Below are 16,059 nucleotides of genomic sequence, written 5' to 3'. Positions count from 1 at the left end.
GGATGGGAGTGCGGGTCGATCAATTCTTGCGAGCACATAATGGAGGAGAACATGAGCTTGTTTATCAACAGACGCGCATTTTTGACCGTCGCGACCGGTGCCCTGGCGGCTCCGGCGGTGGTTTTCGGTATCCGACCGGCACAGGCGGCGACTACATTGACCCTTGGTCACGGTGCAGCCCCTGGAAATCCGCGCACTGTGGCGGCGGCAAAATTCGCCGAACTGGTGGCGGAAAAGACTTCTGGTCGTGTCAAGATCAACGTCGCGGGTGCCGAAACACTGGGTAGCGACTCTGCTATGCTGACAAGCCTGCGGACGGGCGCACTCGATTTTACGGCAAACAGCCAGGGCGCGACGTCGGCCCTCGTTCCGGAACTGGCGGCGCTTGGCCTGCCCTTCCTGTTTGCCGATACGCAAAAGGCGATGGCGGTTCTCAACGGACCGGTCGGCGAAGACCTCTACAAGCGGTTCGAGGCGGTCGGTGTCGTGCCCCTCGACTGGTGGGATAATGGCATTCGCCACCTGACCAATTCCAAACGGAAGATTTCTGCGCCTGGCGACCTCAAGGGGCTGAAAGTGCGCACCCCGGCCGACCCGATGACCATCGACATCTTTCAGGCCCTTGGTGCCTCGACCGAACAGATCGCATTCGGCGAACTCTACATCGCGCTGCAACAGGGCGTCGTTGACGGGCAGGAGAACCCGCTGGCCAATATCGAAAGCTCCAAGCTGTTCGAGGTCAACAAGCATCTCAGTCTGACCGCGCACAAATGGGAATCGACACCATTCCTGATGTCCAAGATCGCTCAGGCCCGTCTCGGTGCCGATCTTGAAGCGGTCAAGGCGGCGGCCAAGGAGGCCGGCGACCTGCAGCGCAAGCTTTCGGCGGAAAAGGATGCCCAGGTTCTCGCCAGTTTCAAGAGCAACGCCTCGGTCGAAGTGACGGAAGTCGAGCGCGATGGGTTCGTGAAGGCAACGGCGGGCGTGGCCGAGAACTGGAAAAAGAAGCCGTTCGGCGAATTCGTCAGCAAGATCGAAGCGGAAGCAAGAGCGTAAAGCCCTAGCACTGATCGGAGCCATCCATGCAAATCTTGTTGAAGGGTGTTGACCAGGTGTCGCGCGCTATCCTCCTGTTGTCCCGTTTCGTCGTCATCGCTAGCGGCATCGCGCTGACGGTGGTGATGACGGCAAACGTCCTCGCCCGCTATACGCTTGAAAGCGGCGGATTTTCTTTCTCGCAGGAATTGCCGATGCTGATCTTCCCCTGGTTCATTATCGCTGGAATCGTCTTGGCCGCCCATGCGGGTGGGCACATGGCCGTCGAGTGGCTTTACGACAAGCTCGATGGCACCGCCCGGCTTGCGGCATTCGTCGTCTCCAACGTCATCAGTGTCGTGGCCTTCCTGGCGCTTGCCTATCAGGCGGTTGTGGTCGCCGAGATTGCCGGGTCCGAACACAGCCCTGTTCTGCAACTGCCCAACAGCATTGGTTACTACGCGCTGGCTATCGGCGCAGTGCTTGTGTCCTTCGTAACCGTGGCGGCAACGCTCCGTGTACTGCGCCTCGGTTGGGATTACCGGGTTGAAATCAAGGCCGAGGAGATACCGCTATGACACTGATCATGATCGTCTCCTTCTGCATCCTGATGGTGCTGGCTGTGCCTGTCGGCTACGGCCTGATCATTGCGGCAGGCCTCGGGATCGTTTTCAACGGGTATGTGCCGCTATCGGTCGTCGCCCAGCAGGTCTATGACCAGACGCAGTCCTTCCCGATGCTGGCTCTGCCATTCTTCATGCTGGCGGGTACGTTGATGCTCGGCGGCGAACTGGGCAAGCAATTGCTCGAGCTTGCATCCAAAGCCATGCAACGCTGGCGCGGAGGACCGCTTTCAACGACAGTTGTCTCCTCGGTGGTGTTTGGTGGTGTGTCCGGGTCTGCCGTGGCGAATGCCAGCGCGCTCGGTTCCGTGCTGATCCCCTGGCAGAAAAAGCAGGGATTTCCGCCAGCACTCTGTGCTGCAACTAACGCGACGTCGTCCGTCATCGACGTTCTGATCCCGCCATCGATCCCTATGATCCTCTATTCCTTGGTCAGCGGTGTCAGTGTCGCCAACCTGTTCGTCTCGGGCATTCTCCCCGGGCTGATCATGGCTGCGAGTTTCGTTTTTGTCTGCTGGTTCATCTCCGTGCGCCGCGGCTATGCCGCCCAGAAGGTGAAGATGAGGAAGCGCGAGCTCGCACGACTTGCGCTGCAGAGTGCTCCTGCAATCCTGCTGCCCTTCCTCATCATTCTTCTGCTGCGCTTCGGCTTCGCAACACCAACCGAAGTCGCAGTCCTTTCGGTAGTCTATTCGCTGCTGTTGAGCCTGCTGGTCTATCGCGATCTGACATGGCCGCGCTTTTGCGAAAACATCGTCGAGGCAGGCGTGGCCACCGGCGTCGTCATGCTGGTGATCATGGGCAGTGCCGCCGTCGGCTGGGTTCTCACCTTCGATCAGGCACCGCAACAGATGGCTGAATGGGTCGCGGCCAATATCTCTAGTCCCATCGTCATCATCCTAATGATGAACATCCTGATGCTTATCGTCGGTATGCCGCTCGACATGCCACCGGCGATCCTTCTTCTCGGCCCGATCTTTGTGCCGCTTGCCGATGCGATCGGGCTCGACCGGGTTCAGTTGGGGCTGATGATGGTGATCAACCTCGGCATCGGCCTCTACACGCCTCCGATCGGCACGACGCTGTTCATCTCCTCGTCCATCGCCAAGGCACCGCTTGGTGCCACGACGCGCGAACTCTGGCCCTTCTTCGGCATGGCGATGCTGCTCCTGATGGCGGTGAGCTTCATTCCGGCACTGACGATCTATTGAGGAGAATGTCATGGCTGACCTATCGCAACCGGTTCTTTCCGTCAGGGGGCTAACCAAGTCCTACGGCGCGACGTCCGTCCTCAAGGGAGTGGATTTCTCGGTCGCACGCGGCGAAGTCCATGCCCTGCTCGGGGGGAACGGTGCCGGTAAGTCGACGATGATCCGGATTATCACCGGACTGGCCGCAAAGGACGCCGGCGAGATCAGATTCCATGATGCGGCTGGCAGTCTGCTATCCGAAGCTGAGGGGCGTTCGAAGGTGGCTGTGGTTCATCAGGAACTCGCCCTCCTGCCGCATCTGACCGTTGCAGAAAATCTCATCCTGCCGCGGTTGCCGAACGGTTTCAGCCTTTTTGACAGGAAGCGCGCATGGAGTCAGGCGCACGAGGCCCTGTGCCTGATCGATCGGGAATTTGCGGATACATCCTTGAACAACCTTGTCGGCGACCTCAGCCTTCATCAAGGTCAGATGGTCGAAATCGCCAGGGCACTATCATCGGGAGCGGAATTGTTGCTGCTCGATGAGCCCACCGGAAACCTGACGGCTACCGAAACCGAACGCCTGTTTTCGGTTTTGCGCCGGCTGACAACGGAAAATGGTCTTGCTGTTGTCTTTGTCTCGCACCGGATGAAGGAGATAAGGCAGATCGCCGGTGTCTGCACGATCATCAGAGACGGGAAGACGGTGCTCGACCGGGTTCCGACCGAGAGCCTGACGGATGCCGCGATCGTCGAGAAGATGGGGCAGCTCACAGCAAGACAGGCGGAAACCGGTTCGCCTTCTCATGCTGTAGCCCGGAATGGGAACGCTGCTGAGGACATCCTGGTGATCCGCGAGGCGGACCTGCAGATGGAGCTGACGCCCGGAACGATCCTCGGGGTCGCCGGCGCACCGGCTGGACCGCAGGCACTGATTTCGGCTCTGGTCGGTGCGGCCAAATCCCGGCGCTGGTTGATTGGGCGCACCGGCTGGCCGGAAGCGTTCATGTCTCCACGCCAAGCCGCCCGCAACGGAGCCGGGTTCGTCACCGGAGACCGCTCGCACAAGGGCATTCTCGCAAACCTGCCGATCATCGACAACGTCATGGCCTCCAGGCGTATTGTCAGCGGTAGCTTCTTCACCACTGCGCGTGAGAGGACGGAATGCCTGGATCTGGTGCAGTCCTTGAAAATTAAGGCGGCATCGATTTGGGACCTGCCCGAAACCCTCAGCGGAGGCACGCAGCAGAAGCTTCTTCTGGCTCGCTGGCTCGGCCTTCCGTCCCGCCTGCTCGTGCTGGAGGAGCCGACGCGCGGCGTCGATATCGGCACCAAGAAGGAAATCTACCAGCTCATCCGTCAGATGGCTGCAAGCGGAACGATCATCGTCTGGTGGTCGACCGAAAACGCGGAACTGCTGGAAGTCTGTGATCGCGTCGTCGCCTTCGACACGGACGGACGCTGTGTAGGAATTATCGAGAAAAAAGACCTGAGCGAAGACACGCTCGCCAACATGACGGGAATGGCAGCATGAGCTACTTGCCTGAACGATCTTCTGCCGAGGTTGCATTGCCTGTTGCCGTGCGGCAACGCGAAAGCCTACTTGGCGCCTATCGTACCGAGATTGCCATCGCCCTTGCCATCGTCGTTGTGGCACTCGCGGTTGGCTCGCAGGTTCCGCAGGCACTCAGTTGGGGCAATTTCGCCAACATTACCCAGGCCGGCGCTCCGCTGATCATCATGTCGCTCGGGGTCTTGCTGGTCGTCATTACCGGCGGCATCGATCTATCCGTCGGCTCGGTATTTTCGCTGACAGGGATGGTTACGGCCCAGGCGATGGCCATGGGGTTCGGCGGCGCAAGCGCCGGCTGCATAGGCCTAGCGGTCGGGTTGGTCTTTGGCTCCGTCAACGGCTTTCTGGTGACAATCGTCGGCTTGGCACCTTTCGTGGTCACCTTGATCACGTTTGCGGTAGCCGGCTCGCTTGCCTTCATCGTCACCAACGGCCGCTCGATGCCGATCGGCGATCCCGATTTCTGGCTGCTGAACAGCGGCAGCCTGATCCCGGGCGTTCCGAACTACATCCTGTTCTGCATCATATTGCTGATCGCCATCGAGTTCTTCCTAAAAAAGATGGTGGCCGGTCGGTGGTTCTATGCGGTGGGCAGCAGCTCGACGGCAGCCTACCTGCTCGGCATTCCGGTCAAGCGGACGAAGTTCATGGCTTACGTCGCATCGTCCCTGCTGGCGTCGTTCTCCGGTCTGCTGACGGTGTCCTATATTCTCAATGCAGAATCGACGGCAGGGTCGAGCCTGATGCTGCAGGCAATCGCCGCCGTCGTCATTGGTGGCGCGAGCCTGCTTGGCGGCACCGGCACGGCGGTCGGCGCGGTACTCGGTGCCCTGATGATCACCGTCATCCAGAACGGCGTCAATCTGATCGGCATCAACAGTTTCTGGCAGGGGTCCGTGACCGGACTGGCAATTCTCGTCGCGGTTCTCATCGATCGCTTCGGCAAGGCCCGGAGAGGCAGGCACTGAAAGTTCGGGCCGGAAACATCCGGTCCATTGGAGGAGGAGGAAACGAGAATGAACATGACATGCAGAACAGCCCTGGCATTTGCGGCCGGTATCGCGTTCGCCGCAATCACGGCGACCAATCCTGCGATCGCCCAGGACAAGAAAACGGTGGCGTATATCGCGCCGTCACTCGATATTTCCTACTGGCAATGGGTCGGCTACGGCGTCAAGCAGAAGGCGACCGAACTTGGCATGGATTATGTCGAGTACACGTCCGAGAACTCTCCGGCCAAACAGATGGACAACGCTCGTACGGCGGTGACCAAGGGCGTAGACGCGGTCGTCATCGGGCCGGTCAGTTCGACAAGCACGCCACCTCTGCTTGCCTATCTGAAATCGCAGAACATTCCGATCGCTTTCGCCGGCATTGGCCCGCAGCCCGGCCAGACCTACTACACGTCTTCGGTGACTGCGAACAATTACGAGACGGGCAAAGCCCAGGGAAGCTTCGTCTGCAAACTTGCTAAGGAGCGTGGCGGAAACGAGGTGGGAATGCTGTCCCTGCCGCAGGATCGCGAGAACGCCCAGAAATACCTCAAGGGTGCCGACGAGTCCTTCAAGGCGGATGGCTGTAAGCTTGCCCAGATGCTGGAGACTAGAGGGCTAACCGTCAACGAGGCGGTCACCCAGGCGAACGACATGTTGACCGCACATCCGGACATCAAGGCCATCTATGGGATGTATGACGAGGCCGGAACCGGAGCGGCAAAAGTTCTGCAGACGCGTGGCCTAACCGGCAAGATCGGCATTGCGGTGGCCGATGGCAGTCCGACCACGATCGCGCTTCTCAAAGCCAGCGCAATCCAAGGGATCTTCTTCCAGGAAGCGGTCGGGCAGGGGATCGATGGCACGCAGCAGGTGTTCAACGCCCTCACGATGGCTCCGGTGAAGAAGGATCTCGCGCTGGTCATGCCGTTGGTGACCGCCGACAAGGTGGATTCACCCGAGGCCAAGGCGGTAATCGCCCGCGTCTTCCCGCCGTCCAAGTAACCCTCAGACAGACAGCGGTCGCAACCGGCCGCTGTTTCATCCTCCACCGTAGAAGACGGATTACTCGCATGGACGATCTGCCTATCATCGACCCGCATTTCCATCTGTGGGACCTCGAAAACAATTATTATCCTTGGCTGTCGGACGGGGTTAAGCCTTCGGCATTCGGCGATTATAGCGCCATCAACAAGACTTACCTCATAGAAGATTATCTCGCCGACGCCGCAAATCAGAACCTCGTTAAGGCCGTCCACCTCGACGTCGGTTACGATCCGAAAGATCCGGCAGGCGAAACCCGGTGGCTCCAGGGCGTGGCCGACAAGCACGGCTTTCCACACGGTATCGTCGGCTATGCCGATTTAAGCAAGCCGGATGTCGGCGATCTGCTCAACGAGCACATGCAATATGCGAATTTCCGGGGCATCCGGCAGTCGATGAATTTTCATCCGAATCCGGCAAAGACCTACCTAACCCAGGCGGAGGTCAGCCGCACGCCGGAGTGGCGCGCCGGTTTCAAGGAGCTTGCCCGGCGCGGCCTCAGCTTCGATCTGCAAATCTACTACTGGCAGATGGAGGAATTCTACAAGCTTGCCTGCGATTTCCCCGAAGCCCTGATCATTCTCAACCATACCGGCATGCAGGTCGATGGCCCGGATCATTTCGACGGTTGGCGTGAAGGGATGAAAAAAATTTCACAGGCACCAAACGTCGCATGCAAAATATCCGGTTTGGGAATGGGTAATTGGAACTGGACGATCGACGAGATTAGACCCTATGTTGAAGAGGCCATCACCTTGTTCGACATCGACCGATGCATGTTCGCATCCAATTTTCCTGTCGACAAAATCTTCTCGACGTATGACTCGGTATTCGGGGCCTTCAAATCGATAACGGCGGGTTATAGCGATAATGACAGGCGATCCTTGTTTCATGATAATGCAGCGCACTTCTACAAAATCTAATGCATTCTGACTTCCTTTGACGTGCCATCCTTTCTGCTATTGACCCACGATATCGACCAAGCATTTTATCTGGGCCACCGCATTTACATGATGGTAGTGCGCGCTGGCTGCATTCAGCATGATCTTGCGGTGGAGGATTCCAGGCCGCGGGAGTGGGGAGTGCACGTCTAGATATACCCAGTCATGGTATTGCAGCTTCGTTACAGGGTGCCCAGGTCATTTGAGTTGATAGGTCTCGTTCTCTTACCCGAATAGGGGGCCCTTTAATATCCCCAATCAAGTCCTTGCCGGGCACCGCGGAGATGCCGTCAGCAGCGATCATAACGGCCTCGACACCATGGACCGAGCAGGCACAGGCACCTGAGCAGGACGGCTGGAAAGGTGGGCTGCTTAGTGCCAGATGCGGACGCCCGGATAAAGTTACAGTCGCAATTGCATTGGCTGTCCGCACCACTATATTCGAGCCTTTGATCGCCGTCAGACCTGGCTTTGGCGTCCAGGCCATCTGGGGAAGCACTCTTGGATCTCTTACTGTTTGACGCGATCATTTTCCCTAGCCCGCCATGCGGAACGGCGAGTGAGCGATCGTGCGTCGGCAAGATGCCGCTTCCGAAAACCTGAACTGAGCAACAAGTTCATTGAGTTCGCTCGCTTCGTGCGCAAGAGTGTGGCTTGCCGCAGTTTGCTCCTCCACCATTGCCGCGTTCTGCTGCGTGGCTTGATCCATCGTCGAAACAGCCGCATTGATCTCTTGAAGTCCAGTCGATTGTTCGCGCGAGGAGACGACAATTGCACCAATGTGACTGTTTAACGCGGATAGGGCAAAAGATAACGATCTCGAACCGTCTGGCCTACATACTCCCGTGGATACACGCCGCGGTCCTGCAAAATCGGAACGACTTGATCTACGAACTCGACGATGTCATCCGGCGCGCGCGGGGGCTGGAGGGTATAGCCGTCGACGGTTCCGTCTTGCCACAGATCGATTATGCCATCTGCCACGTCTTCGGGGGTACCTAGCAGTAAGCGATGGTGCCCCTCAGACCGTCGGACGACTTCGCGTGCCGTTAGACGCTCATGGGTCAGGAGATCGGACAGACCGAGCCCCATGCCGACCGCCCATTGGCGGTTTTGATCCGGTGTGAATTCTTCGGCATTCAGCACTGCGTCTGGGTCGAATCGATTGGGGTCGCGGCCGTTTTCTTTGACGAAGCGTGCCAGAAGTCCGTCTTCGGATCCCGCACCACTGAACAACTCGTGTTTTCTCAAGGCTTCTTGGCGGGTCTTACCCAAAATAACGACGAGGCCCGGCACGATGCGGATGCCAGATGGATCGCGGCCGAAGGCGATAGCGCGGTCCCGCACTTTCTTGCCGAAGGCCTGCCCGGCCGGGCGTGAGAGGATATTGCAATAAATGATCTCGCCATGGCGGGCGGCAAGGTCGATGCCGCCTTCGGACGCTCCCGCCTGGGCGATGACCGGGTGGCCCTGAGGTCCGCGCGGCACGTTGAGCGGGCCTTTGACGGTGAAGAATTCACCGTCGTGGTCGATGGGTTGGGCTGTCGCTGCATCCCAGAACCGGTCTTCCGCCACGTCTTGTTCGCGTCGGTTGTCCCAACTGGCCCAGAGCTTTTTGGCCACGTCCAGAAACTCCGTAGCCTTCGCATACCGTTCGCTGCGCGGCGGCAGCGGCGCATTGCCAAAGTTTGCTGCGACGTTCGGATTGAAGGAAGACACGACATTGATGATCAGGCGACCGCCCGAGACGATGTCGATGGACTGCGTCCGTCTGGCCAGATTGTAAGGGGAGTTATAGGTGGAAGAGATCGTCGCCACGAAACCAATGTCAGGCACTTGAGCCGCAAGGGAGGTTGACAGGATCAGCGGGTCGATGGTGTGGAAGGGTCGGCTGAGCGGATCTGTCAGAAGTGCGGGATGGTCCGATAGAAACACGGCGTCGAACCGGCCCTTATGGGCGATTTCCGTCAGGTGGCGATAATAATCGATATCATTGATGTCGTGCCTTGTGCCGGCGCGATATTTCCAGGCGTTGGGAAGATAGCCGGTGGTATTGATACCAACGTTCAGGTTCAGCCGGCGTTGTGGTTTGCTCATGCGTCTGCTTTTTCTTTGTCTGTTTGCAGCGCTACTCCGACCCCGCCATTAGCGGGCGGCGAGGCACCGTTGACGGCGAAATCGCCAACGATCCTGTCGTGATAGATGCGTGGATTATGGGATGTGATGGTACGTGCGTTGCGCCAGTGGCGATCGAGCCCATGGCTGCGTTTGGTCGAGGAGGCACCAAGGGCATCGAAAAGCGTGGTGGATGCTTCCAGTATCAACCTGCTGACAACCGTCACAGTTTGGCTGACTTCGATTTCGGCATTGCGGTTGGTGAAGACAATCTGCTCTTCGTGACCTGAAAGATTGGCATCATATGCGGCTTGCAAGGCTTCCGCGGCTTTCAGCACGATTGCACCAGCCGTGTAGGCCGCACCGCGCACCTCTCCCACGACCTGAAGAATCTGCGGATCGTCCGAAAAGCGGCCGGCATTGCTGCGCTGGTAAACGCGTTTGCGATCCGCAACCAGACGGGCGAGATCCGAGGCTGCGGCACGACCTATGCCGGCCAGCGAGGCCAGATGGACCAGTTGGAAAAACCCGCCGGAATAGCTGAAACGCAGGGCGCTCGGTTTGATCAAATCGTTTTCGATGGCCACATCGGTAAAGCGCGCCGTGCCGCTTGCCGTCAGCGCCTGCCCGAAACCGTCCCAGTCATTGACGATGTCGACGCCGGGCGCACGGGTGGGCACTATGGCACCGATGGGCTCGCCATCTCCGTCCACCGCACCAAGCGTGATCCAATCTGCATAAAGAGAGCCGGTGGTGTAATATTTCTCACCATTCAAACGCCGGCCACTTCCGTCCCGGATCAACTGTGTCGAATAGGTCCCAAGCCGTGTCTCACCCAGTTCCGAAAAGCCGCTGCCGATGGTGTCGCCCTCTCCAAGTTGGGCAAACCAGTTGTCACGCCATAAACTCGGCGGTGCGTTGAGCAAATCTTCCGTAAAACCAAAATGACTGCGATAGGCATTGGTGAGATTGGGATCGGCTTCGGCGAGTTCGATGATCAGGCCGAAAAGCTCAGGCAGGGTTAGGCCGAGACCACCGTGCTGTTCCGGCAGGCGCAATTTAGAGAAGCCTGCCGCCTTCAAGGCGTCATAAGCATCGAAACGAAGTTGCCTGTCGAGATCGCGCGCCACCGTTTCCTTGGCGATCTGCGCGAAAATCGGGCGGAAACGGCTCGCGATTGTTTCATAACGTTTGCTGGGTGGAGAACCCCAGGCGTGCAGGGTGTCGGTCATCGATAAATCCTGTGCGCGGAAGCGTCCGGGCAATATCCGTGATGGTAGCAGCCGGGATTTCGGCCGCGAGTTAAAAATCCTTGGCCTGCAGGAAAGAAAAACTTGCGCAGCGTGCAAGGAGACGCCGTTGTTTCAAGCAGCGACCTGCGCCGCTTGCTCGAAGTCATGCAGATGAATGGCGATCTCGAAACCGCGCCGTTTCAGCCAATGTGCGACCACCCGCGCACGCGCGCCTAAAAGGTCATCAACGAGTATGACCCTTGCTCCACGCACGGCAATGGTGCGGTAGGCAACGCCAAGCAATTGGCCACCCTCAGACGAAATCGACCCTGGAATGTGTGATGCAGCGAATTCTTCAGGCGTGCGAACATCGAGAAAATAAGTCGTTCGGTCCTTATCCGCCAACCATCGTTCCGTGGTTGATCGGTCAATGAAGATGAGGTCGTCCTCTTTCGAAAAGGTCTCCAGACGGGCTTGGGCAAATCGCTTAGCATCTGCACTGGCGGGACGGTATATATCAAAGAGGCCTGTTTCCAGGTCAAATCCATCATCCGTCCAGCCGCGTGTCCCGTCATGCAGATAGCTTACCCGGTTCTCGATCCCCGCATCGATCAATGTCTGCGCACCAAGGATCGCGCGCGGAAGTCCGGCGCAGGACACCACGATCTTTGTTTCGGTGGAGGAAACAAGGTCAGCAAATCTCAGCAGCAGTTCCGCGCCCGGCACGTTGACGGCACCGGGAACATGCGCTTTCTCATATTCGGGCGTCGTGCGCGTGTCGATAACGACAACATCCTCACCCGCCTCCCTCCATGCCTTGAGTTCGCGCGCGAAGACGACGGGTGTGTTCTTTTCCGCGCGGACCTTCTGCACAAAAGGCACGCCTGCAATGTCGAAGGTCGGCAGGTTTTCGAGCCCGCCTTTGATCCATGCGGGGATGCCGCCATCCAGAAAATGGATATTGCTCCAGCCGTTTGCCTTCAGCCGCTCAGCAGACTGGCGTGCGACCTTCGTGCCGTCGTCCACCAGCACCGTGCGGATGGTTCGACGCGGAACAAAACGGTCAAGTTCGGCATCCAGCCGATCAGCGGGCAGATTGGTCGCAAACAGTGGCGATGCATAGCCAACATCATCTACCGGACGGATATCGATGACGGCGAGTTCCTCACCGGCTCCGAGCCAGTTGATGAGCGTGCTTTTGCTGATGGATTGCTCTGACATATTGATCTCCTTGAATGGTGTTCGTTCAGGAATTTGGATCGAGCCAAAGGTCGCCGAAACTCCAGTTGAGCCCCTGCGCACCGGTGACGTAGTTCTTCACCCTCTTGTGGGCGACGATCTGGCTGCCTGCGGCCACAAGGTCCACCGAGGCGACGTCGTCATGGATGAGATGCTGGAACTGGTTCCATATTTCTTTGCGTTTCGCCTCATCCGGTTCGATGGCTGCCGCCTCAAGCAAGGCGTCCGCTTGCCGGTTCGAATAGTGAGCGGCATTGGAAAACGGTAGGCCGATCTTGAAGTTCTTGCTCCAATACGCGCGCTGTATGCCAAGGGACGGATCGAAGGTGTTGGAAAGAGATTCCACGACAAGATCGAAGGCACGGTCGGTGTAGACAGTCTTGAGATAGGTCGGCAGATCATATTTGCGGATTTCGACCGCGACGCCGATCTTTTCAAGCTGGTTGCGAATGACATCCGCAAAACCTGGCGTGAGATAGGAATTGTAGGTCAATCGCACCGGGAACCGTTTGCCGTCATCCTTGCGGGGATAACCCGCTGCATCCAGAAGCCGTTCGGCCTCCTTTGGGTCATAAGGGTGAGCTTTCACTGACGGATCGTACCATTTGGTCAGTGCCGTGCTGACGGGGCTTGGCGACACCTGACCGTAACCGAAGAGGCCCACATTGACGATTTCCTCCAGGTTGATTGCCTTGGCAATTGCCAGGCGGACATCCTTCTTCGCGAAGATATCGTTGTCGTAGTTGAAAAAAAGCTGCTGCTGCGGCCCCGCATAGGCATAGGTCGTCGTATCAAGCACAAGGTCGGGATTTTGCTTCAACCTGTCCAGATCGGCCAGCGGAACGGGGTTGTCGCCAATATCGACCTCGCCGGTTTCCAGCGCTACCGCGCGCGCAGCAGGATCGGTGATGACGCGCAGTACGATGCGGTCGAGATAGGGTTTGCCTGCATCCCAGTAATCCGGATTGCGTTCGAAGATGAGATGGCTGCCCGGGCTCCACTGCGTCAGTCTGAACGGGCCGGTGCCTATGGCGGTCTTGAGCGTCTGTCCGTCACCAGGCTTCAGCGTTTCGAAAATATGTTTCGGCACGATGGGCGATTCAGAACTAGACTGAGCAGCAATCAGGAAAGGTGCCGGTTTGGACAGTACGATGATGGCGGTCAGCGGGTCTGGCGTCTCGACGGAAGTGACGTTCTGGTAGGTGATGCGACCGCGGGGATGGGCCTCCTTGAGCCGGAAAATCGAAAAGGCAACGTCGTCGGAGGTGAAGTCCTTGCCGTCATGCCATTTCACGTTCGGGCGCAATTTGAACGTATAACGAAGATGGTCGTCCGAGACCGACCATTCGGTAGCCAGAAGCGGCTGTGGTTTGAGTTCGAAATCGAATGTCAGCAGGCCTTCAACGATTTTCGGGCCTATGGCCTGACCCGTTCCCGAGGAGGTGTTGATGGCAAACAATGCGTTGCCCGGATCGACCCGATAAAGAAGATTGAGGGTTCCGCCCGAAACCGGACGCCGGGAGGCATCCGCTCCAAAGACAGATCCCGGCAGGGCCGTGCCTGCGGTGGCCAGAAACAACAACTGATTGAATTTGCGACGCCCTATACCCATTGCACTGTCCCCATCCCTGTGAAAACCTAGTGTCGAATGGATCCAGCATGTCGGCAGACGTGTTTTTTTGTAAGAATAATTTTCTTCGTGAAGCTGAAAGAAATCATTTCTTTGGGAATGTAATTCCAATATGTCTGATTTGTGGGTGAAAGCTTGCTTTCTGCTTTGGTGGGAGTAGACCCCCGTTACACGAGGTTGCGAGAATACGGAACGTTTGAAATCGATTGTGACCGCGTGCTCTGCTCCGGGCCGGAAATTTTCTTCCAAGAGCGGGTTGCCGATTGGCAATGCGTTCCTCGGCTGTCTATGTTGGGGCGCATAGGAATTATATGACCGTTGCAGTTGCCGGGTCAGATGGCTGTAAAGCGCTTCACTCTGTTTTCTGATCGCCCAAGAGGTTTTCCATGACGATACATTCTTCTTCCATTACCGAAGGCGAAGTTCCACAGCAGCGCCTTTCTGCCCGCTATGGCGTGGAACAGGATTTTTCGCTGCCTTTCTGGAACAGCACGATCGATGCGCTGCTGAACCACCGCACCGCGCGTGATTATTTGCCAAAATCACTGCCAGAAGGCGCGCTAGAACTTTTGGTGGCAGCAGCCCAATCCGCACCGACCTCGTCCAATCTTCAGGCTTGGAGCGTCGTTGCCGTTCGAGATGAAGATCGCAAGGCGCGGCTCGCGGGTTATACCGGCGGCAATGCGCATATTCTGTCTGCGCCGCTGTTTCTCGTCTGGCTGATCGACCTGAAGCGGTTGAGAGCCGTGGCCCAACTTCATGGCAATGAGGGTGAGGGGCTTGATTATCTGGAGAGTTTTCTGATCGGTGCCATCGACGCAGCTCTGGCCGCGCAGAACGCCGTTGCGGCAATCGACAGCCTCGGTCTCGGCTCATGTTACGTTGGAGGTATTCGTAACAAACCTCATGACGTTTCCCGTGAACTGCAACTGCCGCCGGAAACGGTCGCGGTTTTCGGCCTCACTGTCGGATATCCCGACCCGGACGTCATCACCGACGTAAAACCACGTCTTCCACAGTCTTCTGTCCTGTTTCACGAGACATATTCCGGGACGCCCGAGGCGGGTTTGGATGGCTATGACGATGTGCTGAAAGCATTTCAAGTCAAGCAAAAGCTGCCACAGGCGGGCTGGACAGGGCCAATTTCAAAGCGCGTCGAGAATGCAGCAGCGCTAAAGGGCAGGGCGGAATTGACGGAAACGTTGCGGACGCTCGGTTTCCCGATCAAGTAGGGGCTGACGGCACGGTGCGCGCAGGCAGGCCGTGCAACCTGCTTTTGGAAAAGCGATCTCACCAACACCATGATAAATAGTACAGTATATCTATAGATTATATAATTATCCTTATAGCGTGCCTGATATCGCTCGTATTTAAGGATTATAGTCATGGCAGATGCAGCCCTTCGCAAGGTAACGCAACCAGACACCGTGTGGTATGCGCGCTGCCCGGCTCCCACACCGTTATCGATTGCTGCGCAGCTCGGTTGGGTCGAAGAGGGTTTTTCGGCTCATGGCATCGGCGTAACCTCCATTCGAGATGCGACAGATCCGGCCATTCGCCTGAGCCATTTTGATCACCGGCTCGACTGGTCCTTTCGCCAAGGCGGCAATATCCCGCCGATCTGGACGCGTTCGAAAGGCCGCCAGACCCGGCTGATCGGTCTGACGCGGACGGATGAGTTTCAGGCCGTCATCGCCCTGCCGGAAAGCGGCATCACCAAAGGGGCGGATTTGAAGGGCCGAGGGATAGGCCTGCCAAAAAGGCCCAACGAGATCATCGACTTTCAGCGCGCGACATCGCTCAAGGGCATCGTCTCGGCTCTGACGATTTCCGACCTTGTCCCTGACGACGTGGAGTTGGTGGATATCGGGGCATCTGAGCCGGTTCTGCTTAATCCTACGGACCAAAGGCTTCAAGGGCTCAACCGTCGGTTTCCTTACGGTGAAGAAATCGCGGCTCTGCACCGCGGCGAAATCGAGGCCTTTTTTGTGAAGGGTGCAGAGGGCGTAACGGTTGCCAACCTCCTCGGCGCGCTCGTCGTCGTTTCCACGGGATTTCATCCAGACCCGAAAATTCGCATTAATAATGGTACGCCGAGGCCGCTGACTGTCGATGCGACTTTTGTGGACGAGCGCCCGGATCTCGTTGCCGAATTGGTGTCGAGCGTGCAGCGGGTCTCGCACTGGGCGAATGAGAACCCAGGAGATGCGGTTCGCTTCATCGCGCGTGAAATCGGGGTGAGCGAGGACGCTGTTCTGGCCGCCAACGGCCCACAGGTGCATCGCCAACTGGTGCTTGATCTCGACCCTGCCGAAGTGGATGCCATCAGCCACTTCAAGGACTTTCTGCTCGAATGGAATTTCATTCCTACGGATTTCAACGTTCACGACTGGCTCGATCCACGTCCGCTGGCCGCATCGCGCCAGTCCGTTGGCACGTGAGGGC

13 protein-coding genes and 1 pseudogene are annotated in these 16,059 nt (G+C 57.8%); 9 read left to right on the top strand and 5 right to left on the bottom strand.

Annotated elements, in window-relative coordinates:
- Positions 1 to 51 precede the first annotated feature (51 nt).
- From RRU01S_RS21370 to RRU01S_RS21340, 7 genes are all read left to right on the top strand, one after another.
- Positions 52 to 1,056 (top strand): TRAP transporter substrate-binding protein, encoded by a 1,005-nt coding sequence (locus RRU01S_RS21370; protein ID WP_045232310.1) that lies wholly within the window; start codon positions 52 to 54, stop codon positions 1,054 to 1,056.
- Positions 1,057 to 1,082: 26 nt separating this feature from the next.
- A complete protein-coding gene (locus tag RRU01S_RS21365; RefSeq protein ID WP_045232250.1) occupies positions 1,083 to 1,613 on the top strand; it encodes a TRAP transporter small permease in 531 nt (176 codons plus the stop codon).
- Entirely contained in the window at positions 1,610 to 2,869 is a 1,260-nt protein-coding gene (locus tag RRU01S_RS21360; protein ID WP_045232249.1) for a TRAP transporter large permease subunit, read from the top strand. The genes RRU01S_RS21365 and RRU01S_RS21360 overlap by 4 nt, the downstream gene beginning before the upstream one ends.
- Positions 2,870 to 2,879: 10 nt before the next feature.
- Positions 2,880 to 4,382, top strand: a complete 1,503-nt coding sequence (locus RRU01S_RS21355; protein ID WP_045232248.1) for a sugar ABC transporter ATP-binding protein — start codon at positions 2,880 to 2,882, stop codon at positions 4,380 to 4,382.
- Positions 4,379 to 5,389, top strand: coding sequence for an ABC transporter permease (locus tag RRU01S_RS21350; protein WP_045232247.1), 1,011 nt, complete (start codon positions 4,379 to 4,381; stop codon positions 5,387 to 5,389). Before RRU01S_RS21355 ends, RRU01S_RS21350 begins: the two co-directional genes overlap by 4 nt.
- 48 nt (positions 5,390 to 5,437) lie before the next feature.
- The gene (locus RRU01S_RS21345) at positions 5,438 to 6,418 is read left to right on the top strand and encodes a substrate-binding domain-containing protein (RefSeq protein WP_045232246.1); all 981 of its coding nucleotides are present in this window, start codon (positions 5,438 to 5,440) and stop codon (positions 6,416 to 6,418) included.
- 68 nt (positions 6,419 to 6,486) lie between these two features.
- Entirely contained in the window at positions 6,487 to 7,380 is an 894-nt protein-coding gene (locus tag RRU01S_RS21340; RefSeq protein ID WP_045232245.1) for an amidohydrolase family protein, read from the top strand.
- 553 nt (positions 7,381 to 7,933) lie between these two features.
- On the opposite strand, the pseudogene RRU01S_RS25570 reads toward RRU01S_RS21340, so the two are convergent.
- The 5 genes and pseudogenes from RRU01S_RS25570 to RRU01S_RS21320 all read right to left on the bottom strand — a co-directional run.
- Positions 7,934 to 8,191: pseudogene (locus RRU01S_RS25570) on the bottom strand (hypothetical protein); the annotation flags it as partial.
- Positions 8,188 to 9,495: an NtaA/DmoA family FMN-dependent monooxygenase gene (locus RRU01S_RS21335; protein WP_045232244.1), complete on the bottom strand. Its 1,308-nt coding sequence runs from the start codon at positions 9,493 to 9,495 to the stop codon at positions 8,188 to 8,190. The gene RRU01S_RS21335 and the pseudogene RRU01S_RS25570, both read right to left, overlap by 4 nt.
- Positions 9,492 to 10,745 carry an acyl-CoA dehydrogenase family protein gene (locus RRU01S_RS21330; RefSeq protein ID WP_045232243.1) on the bottom strand — a complete coding sequence of 418 codons (1,254 nt, stop codon included), beginning with the start codon at positions 10,743 to 10,745 and terminating at the stop codon, positions 9,492 to 9,494. Before RRU01S_RS21330 ends, RRU01S_RS21335 begins: the two co-directional genes overlap by 4 nt.
- A 132-nt stretch (positions 10,746 to 10,877) precedes the next feature.
- Complete coding sequence (locus RRU01S_RS21325; protein WP_045232242.1) at positions 10,878 to 11,966, bottom strand: rhodanese-like domain-containing protein; 1,089 nt, start codon at positions 11,964 to 11,966, stop codon at positions 10,878 to 10,880.
- A 25-nt stretch (positions 11,967 to 11,991) separates the two neighbouring features.
- The gene (locus tag RRU01S_RS21320) at positions 11,992 to 13,596 is read right to left on the bottom strand and encodes an ABC transporter substrate-binding protein (RefSeq protein WP_045232241.1); all 1,605 of its coding nucleotides are present in this window, start codon (positions 13,594 to 13,596) and stop codon (positions 11,992 to 11,994) included.
- A gap of 404 nt (positions 13,597 to 14,000) precedes the next feature.
- Between RRU01S_RS21320 and RRU01S_RS21315 the strand changes: the two genes are divergently transcribed.
- Together RRU01S_RS21315 and RRU01S_RS21310 are read left to right on the top strand one after the other, a co-directional pair.
- On the top strand, positions 14,001 to 14,846 hold the full coding sequence (locus RRU01S_RS21315) for an NADPH-dependent oxidoreductase (protein WP_045232240.1): 846 nt from the start codon (positions 14,001 to 14,003) through the stop codon (positions 14,844 to 14,846).
- A 153-nt stretch (positions 14,847 to 14,999) separates the two neighbouring features.
- Positions 15,000 to 16,055: an ABC transporter substrate-binding protein gene (locus RRU01S_RS21310; protein WP_045232239.1), complete on the top strand. Its 1,056-nt coding sequence runs from the start codon at positions 15,000 to 15,002 to the stop codon at positions 16,053 to 16,055.
- Positions 16,056 to 16,059: the final 4 nt, after the last annotated feature.

The organism is Agrobacterium rubi TR3 = NBRC 13261 (assembly GCF_000739935.1).
GTDB lineage: Bacteria > Pseudomonadota > Alphaproteobacteria > Rhizobiales > Rhizobiaceae > Agrobacterium > Agrobacterium rubi.
The sequence above is the reverse complement of the archived record's forward strand: the minus strand, read 5'-3'. Positions and strand labels throughout refer to the sequence as shown.